The sequence below is a fragment of the Neisseria sp. HMSC065C04 genome (assembly GCF_001815375.1).
Lineage (GTDB): Bacteria > Pseudomonadota > Gammaproteobacteria > Burkholderiales > Neisseriaceae > Neisseria > Neisseria flavescens_D.
The window spans coordinates 132,037-149,309 of the sequence record NZ_KV820396.1; the positions used below are offsets into that span (position 1 = coordinate 132,037).

General features: G+C 50.6%; 14 protein-coding genes. 8 read left to right on the forward strand and 6 right to left on the reverse strand.

Translation table 11 applies throughout. The features are described from left to right. Nucleotides 1-254: 254 nt before the first annotated feature. Together argH and HMPREF3022_RS03065 are read left to right on the forward strand one after the other, a co-directional pair. Entirely contained in the window at nucleotides 255-1,634 is a 1,380-nt protein-coding gene (argH, locus tag HMPREF3022_RS03060) for an argininosuccinate lyase (RefSeq protein ID WP_049331616.1), read from the forward strand. A 168-nt stretch (nucleotides 1,635-1,802) separates the two neighbouring features. Then, on the forward strand, nucleotides 1,803-2,327 hold the full coding sequence (locus HMPREF3022_RS03065; protein ID WP_049331618.1) for a hypothetical protein: 525 nt from the start codon (nucleotides 1,803-1,805) through the stop codon (nucleotides 2,325-2,327). A 50-nt stretch (nucleotides 2,328-2,377) separates the two neighbouring features. On the opposite strand, the gene fumC is transcribed toward HMPREF3022_RS03065, so the two are convergent. Next, entirely contained in the window at nucleotides 2,378-3,766 is a 1,389-nt protein-coding gene (fumC, locus tag HMPREF3022_RS03070; protein WP_049331620.1) for a class II fumarate hydratase, read from the reverse strand. 309 nt (nucleotides 3,767-4,075) lie between these two features. Between fumC and HMPREF3022_RS03075 the strand changes: the two genes are divergently transcribed. The 6 genes from HMPREF3022_RS03075 (at nucleotide 4,076) to HMPREF3022_RS03100 (ending at nucleotide 11,072) form a co-directional block, all read left to right on the forward strand. Next, complete coding sequence (locus tag HMPREF3022_RS03075; protein ID WP_070765119.1) at nucleotides 4,076-5,995, forward strand: TonB-dependent receptor; 1,920 nt, start codon at nucleotides 4,076-4,078, stop codon at nucleotides 5,993-5,995. A 57-nt stretch (nucleotides 5,996-6,052) separates the two neighbouring features. After that, nucleotides 6,053-7,030 (forward strand): ABC transporter substrate-binding protein, encoded by a 978-nt coding sequence (locus HMPREF3022_RS03080; RefSeq protein ID WP_049331624.1) that lies wholly within the window; start codon nucleotides 6,053-6,055, stop codon nucleotides 7,028-7,030. A gap of 235 nt (nucleotides 7,031-7,265) precedes the next feature. Then, nucleotides 7,266-8,063 carry an ABC transporter permease gene (locus HMPREF3022_RS03085; protein WP_049331626.1) on the forward strand — a complete coding sequence of 266 codons (798 nt, stop codon included), beginning with the start codon at nucleotides 7,266-7,268 and terminating at the stop codon, nucleotides 8,061-8,063. Next, nucleotides 8,063-8,755 (forward strand): ATP-binding cassette domain-containing protein, encoded by a 693-nt coding sequence (locus tag HMPREF3022_RS03090; RefSeq protein ID WP_210399652.1) that lies wholly within the window; start codon nucleotides 8,063-8,065, stop codon nucleotides 8,753-8,755. The genes HMPREF3022_RS03085 and HMPREF3022_RS03090 overlap by 1 nt, the downstream gene beginning before the upstream one ends. Nucleotides 8,756-9,064: 309 nt before the next feature. Then, nucleotides 9,065-9,679, forward strand: coding sequence for a CadD family cadmium resistance transporter (locus HMPREF3022_RS03095; RefSeq protein ID WP_070765144.1), 615 nt, complete (start codon nucleotides 9,065-9,067; stop codon nucleotides 9,677-9,679). A 295-nt stretch (nucleotides 9,680-9,974) separates the two neighbouring features. Then, nucleotides 9,975-11,072, forward strand: a complete 1,098-nt coding sequence (locus HMPREF3022_RS03100) for an NnrS family protein (protein WP_070765121.1) — start codon at nucleotides 9,975-9,977, stop codon at nucleotides 11,070-11,072. 51 nt (nucleotides 11,073-11,123) lie between these two features. Here the strand turns inward: HMPREF3022_RS03100 and pgi are convergent, their stop codons facing one another. The 5 genes from pgi to zwf form a co-directional block, all read right to left on the reverse strand. Further along, a complete protein-coding gene (pgi, locus tag HMPREF3022_RS03105; RefSeq protein WP_070765122.1) occupies nucleotides 11,124-12,767 on the reverse strand; it encodes a glucose-6-phosphate isomerase in 1,644 nt (547 codons plus the stop codon). Between the two features lie 143 nt (nucleotides 12,768-12,910). Then, nucleotides 12,911-13,759: a DNA-binding transcriptional regulator HexR gene (hexR, locus tag HMPREF3022_RS03110; protein ID WP_004519348.1), complete on the reverse strand. Its 849-nt coding sequence runs from the start codon at nucleotides 13,757-13,759 to the stop codon at nucleotides 12,911-12,913. Nucleotides 13,760-13,836: 77 nt separating this feature from the next. After that, the gene (locus tag HMPREF3022_RS03115; protein WP_039861966.1) at nucleotides 13,837-14,817 is read right to left on the reverse strand and encodes a glucokinase; all 981 of its coding nucleotides are present in this window, start codon (nucleotides 14,815-14,817) and stop codon (nucleotides 13,837-13,839) included. Further along, the gene (gene pgl / locus HMPREF3022_RS03120; protein WP_049335412.1) at nucleotides 14,798-15,493 is read right to left on the reverse strand and encodes a 6-phosphogluconolactonase; all 696 of its coding nucleotides are present in this window, start codon (nucleotides 15,491-15,493) and stop codon (nucleotides 14,798-14,800) included. Before pgl ends, HMPREF3022_RS03115 begins: the two co-directional genes overlap by 20 nt. A gap of 63 nt (nucleotides 15,494-15,556) precedes the next feature. Continuing rightward, nucleotides 15,557-17,002: a glucose-6-phosphate dehydrogenase gene (zwf, locus tag HMPREF3022_RS03125; RefSeq protein WP_070765123.1), complete on the reverse strand. Its 1,446-nt coding sequence runs from the start codon at nucleotides 17,000-17,002 to the stop codon at nucleotides 15,557-15,559. Nucleotides 17,003-17,273: the final 271 nt, after the last annotated feature.

Consider the following 17,273-nt stretch of genomic DNA (forward strand, 5'->3'; position numbering starts at 1 on the left):
AAAATGTTGGAAAATCTGTTCCGGATAAGGCACGCCCGATACCGTCATCAGAGGAAAGATAAACAAACTGATTAACAAAACAATGAGCAGGCGCACCAGAGTTGCGGAATTGCGCAAATCCGGCACTGCGAAATTCTGGTTTATTTGACGTATAATAGACATGATTTCAACCGTTTTCTTTCATAATGTATAGACGGGTCTGCTATATTGAAGACGTAGACCCTGTTTTTTATTTATATTTTAAGGATGCTGATATGAGCAAGGACAAAACCTGGTCAGGCCGTTTTAACGAACCTGTTTCCGAGCTGGTCAAAAAATATACCGGCTCGATTGATTTTGACAAACGACTGGCAGAATGGGACATCCAAGGCTCGCTGGCACACGCGCAAATGCTGACACAGTCGGGCGTTTTGAGCGAAGACGACCTCTCCGCCATCCGTCAGGGCATGGCCGAGATTATAGCAGAAATCAAAGAAGGAACGATTTCCTGGTCGCTGGATTTGGAAGATGTCCACATGAACATCGAACGCCGCCTCACCGACAAAATCGGCGATGCCGGCAAACGCCTGCACACCGGCCGCAGCCGCAACGACCAAGTCGCTACCGACATCCGCCTGTGGCTTCGCGATCAAATTACCGTTATTCAAAGCCTGATTCAAAACCTTCAGACGGCCTTGGTTGATTTGGCGGAACAAAACGCCGAAACCGTCATGCCCGGCTTTACCCATCTGCAAGTTGCCCAGCCGGTCAGCTTCGGGCATCACATGCTCGCCTACGTCGAAATGCTCGGACGCGATTTCGAACGCATGACCGACTGTCGCAAACGCGTCAACCGTATGCCGCTCGGCGCTGCAGCCCTTGCCGGTACCACCTACCCGATTCAACGCGAAATTACCGCCGAGCTGTTGGGCTTTGAACAAATCTGCCAAAACTCGCTCGATGCCGTATCTGACCGCGATTTTGCCATTGAGTTCACGGCTGCCGCTTCTCTGATTATGGTTCATCTGAGCCGTCTTTCCGAAGAATTGATTTTATGGATGAGCCCGCGTTTCGGCTTTATCGATATTGCCGACCGTTTCTGCACCGGCTCTTCCATCATGCCGCAAAAGAAAAACCCCGACGTACCCGAACTCGTGCGCGGTAAATCCGGTCGCGTGATTGGCCACCTGATCGGCCTGGTTACCCTGATGAAATCGCAACCTTTGGCATATAACAAAGATAATCAGGAAGACAAAGAGCCTTTGTTTGACACTGCCGACACGCTTATCGACACCCTGCGCATTTACGCCGACATGATGCGCGGCGTGACCGTCAAACCCGACAATATGCGCGCCGCCGTAATGCAGGGTTTTGCAACGGCTACCGACTTGGCGGATTACTTGGTGAAAAAAGGCATGCCTTTCCGCGACAGCCACGAAGTCGTTGCCCAAGCCGTGCGCCATGCCGATGAAGCTGGCGTTGATTTGAGCGAATTGCCGCTTGAAGTCTTGCAAGGTTTCAGCGGTTTGATTGCCGACGACGTTTACAGCGTACTGACACCCGAAGGCAGCTTAAACGCACGCAACCACTTGGGCGGCACCGCGCCTGAACAAGTCCGTTTCCAAGTGAAACGCTGGCGTGAATTGTTGGCTTAAGCCCATCTAAACACATAATAAAAGGCCGTCTGAAAATTTTCAGACGGCCTTTTGATTACCCGTGTTACACTCAACCTCAAAATAAAAACAGATAAAACCTAAACTTACCTTCAAACGAGAAAACACGCCTCCTGACTTTGCCGCCGTCTTCAAACAAAAGGAGCAAGGATGAAAAGCATTGTCTTAAAATTGGTCATGATCTGCCTATTCAGCGGATGCTATGCCTTATTCGTTGCTTGGGAAAATGGCGGATTCAGCCAGCTCCATGATTTTCAAGCAATAGAGAGCAACGGCATGAGCGTATACCTTCATCAAACCTCCGCCGCCACCATGCAGGCTGAAAAAAACGAGCTGTCGATTTTGCAAAACAACCAAAACAGCTTGGCCTCTTGCGTCGGCATTGAATCTTTATGCGAACACGCCAAGCCGGGCATCTGGGTTGAACATGCCAAATTCTTACAGCATAAGGACACGGGCAAATTATTGGTACTTTCGTTGGATTATTTGGAAAACAATGACACCGCAAAAACCCTACACAACCGCTATACTGCATCGCTCCTATCCCAAGCAGATAGAACGGAGGCGTGGCATTACGCCTGGCGTACATTTTTGAGCTCAATAATATTTCTAATGGTCGTCAATCTGACGCCAATGATTTTTGCCCTATTCGAAGAAAAGACAAGCGCAGTATAAAAACATGCCGTCTGAACACATTTTCAGACGGCATGTTTCATTATTAAAGCTTAACGCGGATGAACCATATCGGCAGGAACGACCAATTCATCAAACTCTTCTCCCGTCAACAAGCCCAATTCGATGGCGGTTTCGCGCAACGATTTGTCGTTTTTATAGGCGGTTTTGGCGACTTTGGCGGCGTTTTCGTAGCCGATTTTGCGGTTTAACGCAGTAACCAACATCAGAGAATGGTGCAAGAAATAATCGATTTTTTCCGGTACGGGTTCAATGCCGACGGCGCAGTTTTCGTTGAAGCTGTTGCACGCATCGCCCAACAGGCGGATGGATTGCAAGAGGTTGTAAGCGATAACGGGCATATAGACGTTCAGCTCGAAGTTGCCCGATGCGCCTGCCATGCCGATGGTGACGTCGTTGCCGAACACTTGGCAGCACACCATGGTCATTGCTTCGCATTGGGTCGGGTTGACTTTGCCCGGCATGATGGACGAACCCGGCTCGTTTTCAGGGATTTTTATTTCGCCCAAACCGCAACGCGGGCCGCTTGCCAGCCAGCGGATGTCGTTGGCGATTTTGTTCAGGCTTGCTGCAAGCGTTTTCAATGCGCCCGAAGCGGCAACGGCAGCATCGCGTCCGCCCAAGGCTTCAAATTTGTTCGGCGCGCTGACAAACGGCAGGCCGGACACTTCGGCGAGTTTGGCAGCGGCTTTTTCGGCGTATTCGGGATGACTGTTCAAGCCCGTACCGACCGCCGTGCCGCCCAAAGCGAGTTCATACAAGTCTTTAAGCACATCGTTCAGACGGCCTAAACCGTGATCGAGCTGGGAAACGTAGCCGGAAAACTCTTGTCCTAAAGTCAACGGCGTCGCGTCCTGCAAGTGGGTGCGGCCGATTTTGACGATGGGGGCGAATTCTTTGGCTTTTTTATCCAATGTATCACGCAAGGCTTGGATGGCAGGGATGAGGTGGCGGTTGATTTCAATCGCGGCAGCAACGTGGATGGCGGTCGGGAACGCGTCATTGGTCGATTGTGCGTGGTTCACATGGTCGTTGGGATGGACGGGCTGGTACGCCGCCAAACCTGTACCGGCGATTTCGTTGGCACGGTTTGCCAGCACTTCGTTCATGTTCATATTGGACTGCGTGCCGGAGCCGGTCTGCCACACCACCAATGGGAACTGCCCGTCGAGCTTGCCGTTCAACACGTCGTCCGCCGCCTGCGTAATCAAATCCGCCTGCTCAGGCTTAATTCTGCCGAGGGAAACATTGGTTGCTGCGGCGGCTTTTTTCACCAGCGCCAAAGCATAAATCAACGGCTGCGGCAGGGTTTCACCGCCGATTTTGAAATTGTTACGGCTGCGCTGGGTCTGCGCGCCCCAATAGGCTTCGGATGGGACTTCGACATTGCCCATGGTGTCGTGTTCGGTACGGGTACTCATGCGTTTCTCCTACATTTAAACAGAAATAATAATGATTCGTAAATTTATTATACCCAGCAAAAGGCCGTCTGAAAAGAGAGGGGTTTTCAGACGGCCTTTTGCTTTATTACCCTGAAATATTAATAGTAGACAAAACCCGATTTCGGAGCAAATACAACCTGCGCCGCCGCTCCCCTCTTCTAAAAATTCTCCTCCTTGCCGATTTGTATTTTGCGCTAGGTGTTTATCGACAATAAATACCTTATCGTTTCTTTACTTTGCTTCTCTCTAAGAGCATAATAAATAAAAATGATTATCAGGATATAAGTCATGAAACAAAACCATTTGATTTGCTTGTTAATGAGCAGTTTTGCCGCTGCAAACGGCTTTGCCGAGACCTTGGCAGACCCTGATGAAATCCAGCCTGTCAAAACCTTCTCCCCTCCCAAACCGATTGCACCGACCGCCGCACAAGGCTATTTCCCCGAAAACCAATTCGACCGCACCGACCGCAGCGATCATTACTTTGTTACCGAAAACATAGACCAAGCCTTCCGTCCGCTGAAAGCAAACAGCGGCTTTTACGGCAAAAGCTTTTACAATTCCGTTACCGCGCAAGCGCGTGGGGCAAAGGTGTACGGCGTGGCCAACCTCAATCACACCAAGGCCAACGGCTATAAAGACGGCGACGGCAATCAGACCGATTGGAAATACAGCCGTTTCAATCAAGCATTGGTACTCGGTTTCGTGCCGTCTGAAAATCAGGAATACCGCCTCACCTACCTACACGACGACATCAACAACGACCGCCAACCGCAGTTCGTCAACGACGCATTGGACACCGAACGCCACATCGCCAAACTCAACGCGCGTTGGGGCAATGCCGATTTGAGCAATACGGTCAGCGCGGAAGCAGGCGTCATCAAACTCAAACGCCATGCCGACAATTACTCCTTGCGACCAAACAACACGCCGCAGCAAGTGTTCGTAGAACTTGACCGCAAAGTGTATGATTTCTCGCTCAAACACGATGCGGATTTCGGCAAGTTCCACAATACGGCCGCCGTCAGCTACCGCAACGACAGCCAAAACGGCGAGCGCAACGCCCACACCGCCATGCGCGACTTCCTCAACGGCTACCGTTTCGCCGATGTGCACATCGACCGCTGGCGCATTGCCGATACCCTGTCTTACAAGTTCAACGACCAACACAAACTGGGCTTGGGCTTAAGCTACGAAATCAACGAAGCGGACGTACGCAAAAATACGGCGCAGCCCGCCCATCCGATGAACCGCAATCTTGCCTTCGCCTCGGCGCAACAAATCTGGAAAACCCATTACGGCTACGACTTCAACGGCAAAGTGCGCCGCCATGCCTTCTCAGGCGAACTCAAATACGATTTCACGCCGTCTGAAACGCAAAAATACAGCGTTTCCCTCGCGCATTTGGAACGCATCGGCGACAACACCGAACGCTTCAACTCGCTTGCCGCCATCGTGCAAAACCGCATGAACGGCGCGTTGATTAACCAAAATCCGGCCGCCGCCATCGCAGGCAACCCCCTGCTGAAAACCGAAAAACACAACCGCATCAAGCTCACCGCCGACAGCCGCAACGACTACTACAACGGCTACATGAACTCGTTGGCAGGCGCAGGCTGGAACGTGGGCGGCACGCTTGTGGCGGATAAAGTCAAAGACCTGATTATTTTTGACCGTGCACACGGACAAAGCGGCACTGCTTCCAAAGGCGGCGGCATCATCACACGCAACGTGGACGCACGATTGTTCACCGCGCAGGCCTACGCGCGTTACAACTTCAATCCGCATTGGGCGGCAGGCATCAAAGCCACCTACAACTACGGACACAACGAAACCGACGGCAGGCCGCTCTATCAAATCCGTCCGTTTGAAGCCGCCGTCCAAGCCGACTACAAAAACTACTTTGCCCACGGCAGCTACAACATCGGCACAGCAACACGCTTTGTCGCCAAACAAACTCGCGGCGATTTTGACGCGGCAAGCGGTCTGGGCATAGACAAACGCGAAGCCGCCAAAGGCTTTACCGTTGCCGACGTGTACGCAGGCGTAAACTTCAAAGATAAATACGGCTTACGCTTGGGCGTGAACAACGTGTTCAACAAAAAATACGCCGAATATATCAGTGGCGACCACGTCCTCGCCCTGTCGCCCAGCGTAGTGTATGCACCGGGCAGGACATATTGGTTGAGTTTGCATGCGGCGTTTTAAAATCAGGCCGTCTGAAAGAATGCCTACACTGGCTTATTAAGAATTAGGAGATAAAAAATGGATATGAAAAGACGCGATTTCTTAAAAATGACCGCCGCTCTGGCAGCGGCAGGCGTTTCGCCTTCATTGTTGGCTGCCGGTAAAGAACAATTTACCGTGTACGGCGCACCGGCAATGCCCAGCGTAACCATTGCCGTAGCGGCGTTGCAAGGCAAGCTGGCGAAACAGGCGGATGTATCGCTGAAAATCTGGCGTTCGCCCGACCAACTGCGCGCAGGTGTAGCAAGCGGACAATTTAAAGTCATGATGAGTCCGAGCAATGTCGGCGTGAACCTGCGCAACCAAGGGCAGAAAGTCGGCATGGTCAATATTTTGACCAACGGCATCACGCAGCTGATGTGCAAAGGCAGCGCGATTGCCTCGCCGCAGGATTTGATTGGCAAAAAAATCCTCGTACCGTTTAAAAACGACATGCCCGACATCGTGCTGCAAGCCTTGTTGAAAAAACTGAAAATCGACGCGCACAAAGTCGGCATCACTTACACCGCCACGCCGCCCGAAGCAGTCGGACTGTTTTTGAGCAAAGACTACCACGCCGCCATCCTGCCCGAACCGATGGCAACAGCCAGCCTACTGAAAGGCAAAACCATGGGCGTAAACGTCGTGCGCGGCTTTGATTTGGTGAAGGCATGGGGGCAGGCATTTGACACCAAACCGCTGATTCCGATGGCAGGCATCATCGCCAACGAAGAATATTTCCACGCACACAAAGCGCAGTTCGACATCTTCTATCAGGATTTGAAAAACGCACTCAACTGGATACTCGCCAATCGCCAAAGCGCCGCGAAAATCGGCAAAAACTACCTCCCCGCCCCCGAACCCGCCCTAGTCATGGGCTTGGACGGCGCGCGGCTGACGGTAACCAAAGGCAGCGAAGTGAAGAACGAGATTTTGAAGTTTTACGAAATCCTTATGCAGTTCAACCCGAAACTTTTGGGCGGCAAGCTGCCGGATAACGGGTTCTTCTTAGCTTAAAATGGGAGAAAGTCCGTCTGAAAGTGTAGAATAATTGCAAGTATTCAATCTTCTATTTTCAGACGACCTCAGAGCATTATCCGCTGCGTAGGTTAAATCAATTCCCAGCAGCGTAGGTCGGATTCTTGAATCCGACATTTCGGCTAAATGGGGGCTGTCGGATACGAGTATCCGACCTACTTTTTTCAGACGGCCTATCCTTGCCAAAACATAACGACAAACCAACACTCAAACCATGATTAAAACCGACAAAATCCGCAAACCGCAGCCTGCGCTGTTTTACATCATCGACTACCTTTGGAGCGGCTTTGCCGGTCTGAGCGTGGCGATGGTGGTGGTGGCGTTGTGGGCGTGGGGCAGTGCTGTGTTCGGCGAGTTTATGCTGCCTGCGCCGGTGGAGGTGTTTCAAAAGTCATTGGATTTATTGAAACATTTTCAGGAAAACGAAATCGGGATTTCGCTGTGGCGGTCGGTGGTGGGGATCTCTGTTGCGCTGGCGGCGGGATTGGCGGCGGGACTGGTGGCGGGCAGTTTTAAGACGGCGATGGCGTTGCTCAAGCCTGTGATTACGGTTTTGTTGGCGATGCCGCCGATTATTTGGGTAGTGATGGCGTTGTTTTGGTTCGGTTTCGGCAATCCGAGCGTATTGTTTACCATCATTGTGTTGGTTGCGCCGCTGACGTTTGCGAGTGCGGCGGTCGGAATGGCGAGCGTAAACAAGCAGCATGAGGAGTTGTTTGACGCTTATAAATTAGGCCGTCTGAAAAAAATCCGCTATCTGTATATCCCGCATCTGACGGGCTATGTGATTTCCAGCATCGGCGTGGCGGTGGCGATGGGGGTGAAGGTGGTGATCATGGCGGAACTCTTGGGCGCGAGCGAAGGCGTGGGCGCGCGGATTGCAGACGCAAGGGCGATGCTGGAGACTTCGACGGTAATGGCTTATGTGGTGTTGGTTATCGTGTTTGTGTCGCTGTTTGAATACCTGATTACCAAGCCTTTGGAAATTTTGTTTATGCCGTGGAGGAGATGATGCTCAGCCTTGAAAACGTGCGTTTTGAAATTCTCCGCGACCCCATCGTGCGCGATTTCAGTTTGAACCTGCAACATGGCGAAGTGAAAGCCTTGTTCGGGCCGAGCGGCTGCGGCAAGACGACGGTTTTGCGGCTGATTGCGGGCTTGGAAACGCCAAAATCGGGCACGATACGCAATACTTTCCGCAAAACGGGTTTTCTGTTTCAGGAAAACCGCCTGCCGGGAAACTTGACCGCGATGCAGAATATCGCTATTTTTATGGACAAACCCGATGAAGGCGAAATCATCGCGCTGGCGGCGAAAGTCGGGCTGACTGCGGGCGATTTGAACAAATATCCGACCGAATTGTCCGGCGGCATGGCGAAACGGGTAGCATTTTTGCGCCTGCTGCTGTGCGGCTGCGACCTTGCCTTGCTGGACGAGCCGTTTGTCGGTTTGGACCGCGATTTGCGCGATATTTTGGTCGCCATACTGGTGGAAAAAATCGAGCGGCAGGGCATGGCGTGTATGCTGGTAACGCACGACCGCTTCGAAGCCGCGCGCCTGAGCCATGAAATCATGCTGCTTTCCACTAAGGGCATGAACGTACAAAACGTGATGACCCTGCCTACGCCGCTGTCCGAACGCGATTCGGCTTTTGAAGAAGCCGTGGTGGCAAGAGAGTTTCAGGGGATTCATTATTATGAGTGATAGGAATTTAAATTTCTGACAAACTTTGCGGTTCGTTGCCCTCTCACTAACCCTCTCCCACGGGGAAAGGGGATCAGGTTTCTCAAAATCAGAGAGCCGTAGAATTGGGAATCAGATGTCGGGTAAACCTGAAAATGTTCAGGCTCGACAGCCCAATTCCCTCTCCCCGTGGGAGATGGCTAGGGAGAGGGTAAGCAAGCCGCAGGCTTGCCTCTTTAGCGAAAGATACGAATCTGTTATCCGAACGTGATTCGGTTTTTGAAAAAGCCGTGGTGCCAAGGGGGCAGGGGATTCATTATGAGGTGCTTTATGTTTTCGACTGTGATTACTGCTGCTATTTTATATATTGCTACAGCAGTAGATTTGTTGGTAATACTATTAATATTTTTTGCTAGAGCAAATACTAGAAAAGAATATCGAGATATTTATATCGGACAATATTTAGGTTCTGTAATTTTAATATTAGTTAGTTTATTTCTAGCTTTTGTTTTGCATTATGTTCCGGAAAAATGGGTGTTGGGTTTATTAGGTTTAATACCGATTTACTTAGGTATTAAAGTTGCTATTTACGACGATTGTGAGGGCGAAAAAAGAGCTAAAAAAGAATTGGATAAAAAAGGGTTGTCAAAATTAGTCGGTATTGTTGCTTTGGTTACAGTTGCTAGTTGTGGTGCAGATAATATTGGACTTTTTGTTCCTTACTTTGTGACTTTAGATCTTGTCGACTTATTAGTTACTCTTCTTGTATTTTTAATATTGATTTTTGTTTTAGTATATACAGCACAAAGATTGGCTAATATTTCAGGTGTTGGTGAAATTGTAGAGAAGTTTAGTCGTTGGATAATGGCTGCTATTTATATTGGTTTAGGGTTATTTATTATTATTGAAAATAATACAATTCAAACAATAATATCAATGATATGAATGATACGGGCATTTGAGTATCTGACGAACCTTGCGGTTCGTTGCCCTCTCCCTAACCCTCTCCCACGGGGAGAGGGAATCAGGTTGCTGAAAATTAGAGGGCGCAGGATTGGGAATTAGATGGCAGGTAAACCTGAAAATGTTCGGGTTTGGCAGCTTAATCCCCTCTCCCCGTGGGAGAGGGCTAGGGAGAGGGCAAGCAAGCCGCAGGCTTGCCTCTTTGGCAAAAGATACGACCCTGTCCACCCAATAAATCCATATCCGAAAGCATCTTCATGCAGAATCAAGCCAAACCATGAATAAGTTTTTCACCCACCCCATGCGGCTGTTTTTCGTCGGTGCGGCGGTGCTTGCCATACTCGGCGCGTTGGTGTTTTTCATCAGCCCCGGTGCCGTCATTTTGCACCGCCAAATCTTCTTAGAACTCATGCTGCCTGCGGCATACGGCGGCTTCCTGACTGCAGCCATGCTCGAATGGACGGGTTATAAAGGTCGTCTGAAACCTGTCGCTACTTTGATGGCGGCATTACTGCTCGCCGCATCTGCCATACTGCCCTTTTCGCCGCAAACTGCCTCGTTTTTCGTTGCCGCCTATTGGCTGGTATTGCTGCTGTTCTGCACTTGGCTGATTTGGCTCGACCGGAACACTGACAACTTCGCTCTTTTAATGTTGCTTGCCGCGTTTACTGCTTTTCAGACGGCCTATGCCGTCAGCGGCGATTTGAACTTACTGCGTGCGCAAGTACATCTGAACATGGCAGCGGTCATGTTTGTATCCGTCCGCGTCAGCATTCTTTTGGGTGCGGAAGCCCTTAAAGAATGCCGTCTGAAAGACCCTGTTTTTATTCCAAATATCGTTTATAAAAACATCGCCATTACTTTCCTGCTCTTGCACGCCGCCGCCGAACTTTGGCTGCCCGCGCAAACCGCCGGTTTTACCGCGCTTGCCGTCGGATTCATCCTGCTCGCCAAGCTGCGTGAGCTTCACCATCACGAACTCCTGCGCAAACACTACGTCCGCACTTATTACCTGCTCCAGCTCTTTGCCGCCGCAGGCTATCTGTGGACAGGCGCGGCGAAACTGCAAAACCTGCCCGCTTCTGCACCCCTGCATTTGATTACCCTCGGCGGCATGATGGGCGGCGTGATGATGGTGTGGCTGACCGCAGGACTGTGGCACAGCGGCTTTACCAAACTCGACTACCCCAAGCTCTGCCGCATTGCCGTCCCCTTGCTCTTTATGGCCGCCGTCTCGCGTGCTTTCTTAATGAACGTGAACCCTATTTTCTTCATCACCGTGCCTGCGATTCTGACCATCGCCGTGTTCGTACTGTATCTTTTCACGTTTGTACCGATATTTCGGGAAAATGCGTTTACGGATGATCCGGAATAACACAAAAGGCCGTCTGAAACTTTCAGACGGCCTTTGCTTTAAATAAATGCTTTATTTGTTGGCGTTCAAATAAAGATTAATCAGGCGTGTAGTGGAGCTGTCGTGTTTTTGCACTTCGGTCTCGCCGGTCAATTCGGCAAGAATGGTTTTAGCCAGTTGTTTGCCGAGTTCTACGCCCCATTGGTCAAAGCTGTTGATGCCCCAAATAATGCCTTGTACGAAGGTTTTGTGTTCGTACATGGCAATCAGGCTGCCCATATTGCGCGGGTTGATTTTGTCCATGAGGATGAGGTTGGTCGGACGGTTGCCGGAGAAGGTTTTGTGCGGAACCAGCTCTTCGATACGCGCTTCGTCCATACCTTGAGCTTGAAGCTCGGCGCGTACTTCGTCGGGGGTTTTGCCGCGCATAAAGGCTTCGGCTTGGGCAAAGACGTTCGCCAGCAGGATTTCGTGGTGGCCGCGCAGGTTGCTGCGTTTTTCAAGGGAGGCAATCAGGTCAATCGGCGTGATATGCGTACCTTGGTGCAGCAGTTGGAAGAATGCGTGCTGGCCGTTGATACCGGTTTCGCCCCAAATAATCGGCGAAGTTTCGTAACCGACAGCTTTGCCGTCAAGGGTCACTTGTTTGCCGTTGCTCTCCATATCGAGCTGCTGGATAAACTTAGGCAGGCGGTGGAGATGTTGGTCGTAAGGGGCGATGACGTGGCTGCCACCGCCGTAGTAGTTGATGTACCAAACGCCGATAAGGGCGAGGATGACGGGCATGTTGCGCTCTAGCGGCGTATTGATGAAGTGTTGGTCCATCAGGTGCGCACCGTTGAGCATTTCGATGAAGTTCTCTTCGCCGAGATACAGCATAATCGGCAGGCCGATGGCCGACCACAGGCTGTAACGGCCGCCAACCCAGTCCCAAAATTCAAACATATTGGCGGTATCGATACCGAATTCGGCAACGGCTTTTTGGTTGGTCGATACGGCAACGAAATGTTTGGCTACGGCGCTTTCATCGCCTGCATGATCCAAGAACCATTTACGCGCGGTCAGGGCGTTGGTCAGGGTTTCTTGGGTGGTAAAGGTTTTGGAGGCGATGATGAAGAGGGTGGTCTCGGGGTGGACTTTGGACAATACGTCGCGCAGTTGGGAGCCGTCCACATTGGAGACGAAGTGCATGTTCAAACGCGGATGGCCGAAAGGCTTGAGCGCGGTACACATCATCAGAGGGCCGAGGTCAGAGCCGCCGATACCGATGTTGACGACGTCGGTAATGACTTGATTGGTATAGCCCAACCAGCTGCCGCTGCGGACTTCATGCGCGAACTCGCCCATGCGTTGCAGGACATGGTTGACCTTAGGCATGACATCTTCGCCATCCACGACGATAGGGGCGTTGGTACGGTTGCGCAGGGCAACGTGGAGTACGGCACGGTTTTCTGTCGTATTGATTTTTTCGCCGTGGAACATTTGCTGCATCCGCTCCGGTACGCCTGCTTCACGCGCCAGCTCGAACAACAGTGCCATGGTTTCGTCGTTGATACGGTTTTTAGAATAATCCAAAGTCAGGCCGCCAACCTGCAGCCAGTAGCGCTCGGCACGTTCGGGATCTTGCTCGAACATTTCGCGCATGTGTTGTTCTTTGGTTTCGTCAAAATGTATCCATAATTTTGACCAAGCTGGTAAATCGTGAAGGTGTTTCATCGGATGCTCTCCTGGATAGTGGACAGTTTTGTTGAGAAAACGGCCGTGAGGTCGTCTGAAACGGGAACGGGGTGGTTTCCGTTTTTTGAGGTTTCAGACGGCCTTGATATGGGTTGGAGCCGTCTGAAAATGTCAGTGAAGAATCAATCTTTATCGTATTCGATGTGCTTGTTATGTATGCTTTTTTTACTTTTTTGTAGTTGCGTGCTGGCAGTGTCGCCCAAACGCAAGGCCAAGCCGATAGCAAGAATGTCGATAACAGCCAGCTGCAGAAGGCGGGACACCATAGGCGTATAAAGCTCGGCATTTTCCTGAGTGGCAATGCTCAATACGCAGTCGGCCATTTGAGCCAACGGCGAATCATTGCGAGTCAGCGCGATAACGGCTGCGCCGTTTTCTTTGGCGATACTGGCTGCGTCCAACAATTCGATAGATGAGCCGGTATTGGAAATCGCCACCAACACATCCTGCTCGGTCAATACGGAAGCCGCCATCAGCTGGGTATGTGTATCGACATAGGCAACGGTGGACATACCGAAGCGGAAGAATTTGTGTTGCGCATCTTGGGCAACGATGCCGGAGTTGCCGACACCATAAAACTCAACGCGTCGCGCGTGCATCAGAATGGCAATCGCGTTTTCCAGCTCGGATTCTTTCAGGAAGCGGCGCTCGCCCAAGAGGGAGGCTGCGGCATTGCCCAATACTTTTTCGACCACGCTGCCCATGTTGTCATCGGCGTTCAATTCTTCATGAACGTAAGGCATGCCTTCATGACCGATGCTGGCAGACAAAGCGAGTTTGAACTCAGGCAAGCCTTTGTAACCCAAACTGCGGCAGAAACGGATTACAGTCGGCTGACTGACGGATGCACGCTCGGCGATTTCCGCCACAGCGGCATGAACGAACCATTTCGGCTCGGCCAACGCAGATTCGGCAACTTTGCGTTCTGCGCCGGAGAGGTTGGACAATGATTCGCTGATTTTGCTTAACATATACTCTACCCTTTGATTCTTTGACGTTCAGGACAAGGCACATTTTTGCACCCTGCCCTGCACCGCCGTTTGTGTGTCTAAACGTTATTTAAATGATTGTCTAATGCGACCGCCGCGCCGACGATGCCCGGAAATTCGCTCAATACGACATACACAGGAATAGCGGCAAGATAAGCCTCAAAGCGGCCTTTGTTTTCAAAGCGGCTGCGGAATGGAGACGTTTTAAAGTAATCCAACACGCGCGGGATAATGCCGCCGCACAAATACACGCCGCCGCGCGCACCCAATGACAAAGCCAAATTGGAAGCAACCGTACCCAGCATGGCGCAGAAAATATCCAAAGTCTGACGGCAAATCGGCGATGTTCCGCTCAATGTCTTATCGGTGATTTCAGAAGGCTTCAGACGGCATTGTTTGATGTTGTCGCGTTTGGCCAATGCTTCGTAAATTAGGCTCAAACCTGCGCCGCTCAAGAAACGCTCGGCAGAAACATGGCCGTATTTGTTTTTAGCGTATTGCCAAATCAATACTTCCATATCGTCAAACGGCGGGAAGCTGGTATGGCCGCCCTCGCCTGCCAACGCTACCCAGCCGGCAGCGCTGTGTACCAAACCGCTGACACCCAAACCGGTACCCGGACCGATAACGGCTTTAGGCGCAAATTCGATTGGTTTTTGACCGCCGATTTGTATCAAGTCTTTCTTATCGGTTTTTGTTACCGCCAAAGCCTGGGCGGTAAAGTCGTTCAACAGAATCAACGTTTCAAAACCCAAAGCCTGGCGGGTGGTTTCGATGGAGAATGCCCAGTGGTGGTTGGTCATCTGCACCCAGTCGCCCAAAATCGGATTGGCAATCGCAAAGGCGGCGTGCAAAACTTTCGGACTGCCTGCGCGTTCCAAATAAGTTTTGGCGGCATCGACAATGGTGTCGTAATCCTGGCAAGGCAAGACTTCAGCCTTTTCAATGACCTGTGGTGCAGTTTCAAGTGCAAAACGGGCATTCGTACCGCCGATATCGGCAACCAAACGAGGATAAGCTTCAGTGTGCATAGTAGACATGGCAGTTAATTCCTTGGTGATTGAGAATCAGACTGGTCGGATATTCGGTATCGGCCCTTGCGGCAGCTTTATCAAATACTGCTTTTTTCTCTGCGCCTTGAATAGCCAAAAACACATTTGGCGTTTTGGCAATTGCACCCAAAGTCATGCTTACGCGCTCATGCGGCGCGGTAACCGGCGTAGTATGAATCAATGTCGGGTCATTGGCTTCATTGATTGCTGCCTGTAATTGAGGCGCTTGAGGGAACAACGACGCCGTATGCCCGTCTGAACCCATGCCCAACACCAGCACGTCAGGTTGCTTGTAATGTTTCAATGCATAAGCAACGACAACTTCAGGTTGTAATTCAGTTTCAGACTTTCCGTCTTCAACAACAGGAATCCATGTGGCAACGGCCGCGTTATTTTTGAGCAGATATTCACGTACCAAGCCTGTATTGCTGTCGGCATGCGTGGTCGGGACAATACGCTCGTCCACCAAAGTAATGCCGACATTTTGCCAATTTAAATCTTTTTGCGACAAAGCCTCGAAAAACGCAATCGGCGAACGACCGCCGGAAACAGCCAAAACCGCATGGCCTTTCTCATTCAACGCGGTTTGTAATGCAGCGGCAACGGCATCAGCGAGAGCCTGCGCGGCAGTTGCAGCGTTTTCTTGTTCGTGCCAAACAAACATGTTTCGTCCTTTCATGGTTTCAGACGGCCTTTTGTTGGAAAACAAGGCCGTCTGAAAGAAATATTATTGCTCTTCGTGCCACTTGTTGCCGTCACGCGCCAACAGCGCGCGCGCAGCTTCAGGGCCCCAAGAATGGGCTTCGTAAGCATGTGGGGGCGTTGTATTGTTCGCCCAGTTTTCCAAAATCGGCATCACATATTCCCAAGCGGCTTCGAGTTCGTCACGACGGTTGAACAAAGCGAGTTTGCCGTTAATCACATCCAGCAGCAGGCGCTCATAAGCCTCAGCGCGGCGACCCTCTACGGCTGTGCCCAAGTCCACGCCAATCGGTGTAACTTCGACTTTGTTGCCTGCACCCGGGGTTTTTACTTGAGTGTAAAGGCGGACGGATTCGGTCGGTTGTAGTTCAATAACCAAACGATTCGGCGCAGGTTGGCTGTTGTCAAAAATATGGTTTTGCAGCGGACGAAAGTTCAACACGATTTCCGCCACTTTGCCTGCCATGCGTTTGCCGGTACGCAGGTAGAAAGGTACGCCTTTCCAACGTTCGTTTTCGATTTCGGCTTTGATGGCGACATAGGTTTCAGTGAAGCTGTCTTTCGGTACATCGACTTCTTCCAGATAGCCGTTCATGCCGTTTGCTGCAACATATTGGCCGCGAATAACATTTTCGTTGACGGATTCGATGGTCAGCGGTTTCAGAGATTTGATGACTTTCACTTTCTCGTCGCGTACGGCATCGGCATCCAGGCTCTCCGGAGCTTCCATCGCAGTCATACAAAGCATTTGCATCAAGTGGTTTTGCACCATATCGCGCAATGCGCCGGTAATGTCGTAAAACTCGCCGCGTTCTTCCACGCCCAACTGCTCGGCGATGGTCAGCTGTACGCTTTCAATATATTTGTTGTTCCACAAAGGCTCGAACATCACATTGGCAAAACGCAAGGCCAGCAGGTTTTGCAGGCTTTCTTTACCCAAATAATGGTCGATACGGTAGATCTGCTCTTCTTTGAAATAACGGGCCACATCTGTATTGATTTGTTGGGAAGAGGCCAAGTCCGTACCCAACGGTTTTTCCAAAACCACGCGCACGTTATCGGCATTCAAACCGATTTCAGCAAGGTTTTCACAGGCTTGTGCAAAGAATTTCGGCGCAGTTGAAAGGTAGATCACGACATTTTCAGTATTCTTGCGTGCTTTTACCAAGTCGCCCAAGGCAATGAAATCGCCTTTCTTTGTCACATCGACTTTCAAATACTCAAGACGTTGGATGAACGATGCCCACGCTTCATCTGAGAAGTTTTGTTTGACATGGATTTTAGAATTCGTTTCCACTTTAGCCAAAAAGCCGGCGGTATCCAATTCGCTACGGCTTACGCCCAAAATACGACCTTCGGGATGAAGCAAACCGGCTACATGCGCCTGATACAGGCAAGGCAAAAGTTTACGCATTGCCAAATCGCCGGTCGCGCCAAACAACACCAAATCAAAATTTGTCTGTGTACTCATTGTTTCATCTCTCGTTGAGGAAGCTTGCTTCAAAACTTTTGGACTGTTGTCATCTATAAAAATTGATTAGAATCAAAAGCCTTTAAGCAATAAGCAGTAAAAAACCAATCGCCTGCACCAAAATTTCAAACAAGCGGGCTAATGAGTAGTAATACTACACATGGCTACACATTTTGTCCATTCTCATTTTTACAAATTGTTTGATTTAACATAAAAGTTTGATGACTTTTACAGCTCATCATTTTACGAATTGACCATACCTCGATTTAAA

Excerpts from the sequence above, each read along its gene's own strand:
- argH (WP_049331616.1), top strand. The coding sequence starts at position 255 with ATGAGCAAGGACAAAACCTGGTCAGGCCGTTTTAACGAACCTGTTTCC.
- HMPREF3022_RS03065 (WP_049331618.1), top strand. The coding sequence starts at position 1,803 with ATGAAAAGCATTGTCTTAAAATTGGTCATGATCTGCCTATTCAGCGGA.
- fumC (WP_049331620.1), bottom strand. The coding sequence starts at position 3,766 with ATGAGTACCCGTACCGAACACGACACCATGGGCAATGTCGAAGTCCCA.
- HMPREF3022_RS03075 (WP_070765119.1), top strand. The coding sequence starts at position 4,076 with ATGAAACAAAACCATTTGATTTGCTTGTTAATGAGCAGTTTTGCCGCT.
- HMPREF3022_RS03080 (WP_049331624.1), top strand. The coding sequence starts at position 6,053 with ATGGATATGAAAAGACGCGATTTCTTAAAAATGACCGCCGCTCTGGCA.
- HMPREF3022_RS03085 (WP_049331626.1), top strand. The coding sequence starts at position 7,266 with ATGATTAAAACCGACAAAATCCGCAAACCGCAGCCTGCGCTGTTTTAC.
- HMPREF3022_RS03090 (WP_210399652.1), top strand. The coding sequence starts at position 8,063 with ATGCTCAGCCTTGAAAACGTGCGTTTTGAAATTCTCCGCGACCCCATC.
- HMPREF3022_RS03095 (WP_070765144.1), top strand. The coding sequence starts at position 9,065 with ATGTTTTCGACTGTGATTACTGCTGCTATTTTATATATTGCTACAGCA.
- HMPREF3022_RS03100 (WP_070765121.1), top strand. The coding sequence starts at position 9,975 with ATGAATAAGTTTTTCACCCACCCCATGCGGCTGTTTTTCGTCGGTGCG.
- pgi (WP_070765122.1), bottom strand. The coding sequence starts at position 12,767 with ATGAAACACCTTCACGATTTACCAGCTTGGTCAAAATTATGGATACAT.
- hexR (WP_004519348.1), bottom strand. The coding sequence starts at position 13,759 with ATGTTAAGCAAAATCAGCGAATCATTGTCCAACCTCTCCGGCGCAGAA.
- HMPREF3022_RS03115 (WP_039861966.1), bottom strand. The coding sequence starts at position 14,817 with ATGTCTACTATGCACACTGAAGCTTATCCTCGTTTGGTTGCCGATATC.
- pgl (WP_049335412.1), bottom strand. The coding sequence starts at position 15,493 with ATGTTTGTTTGGCACGAACAAGAAAACGCTGCAACTGCCGCGCAGGCT.
- zwf (WP_070765123.1), bottom strand. The coding sequence starts at position 17,002 with ATGAGTACACAGACAAATTTTGATTTGGTGTTGTTTGGCGCGACCGGC.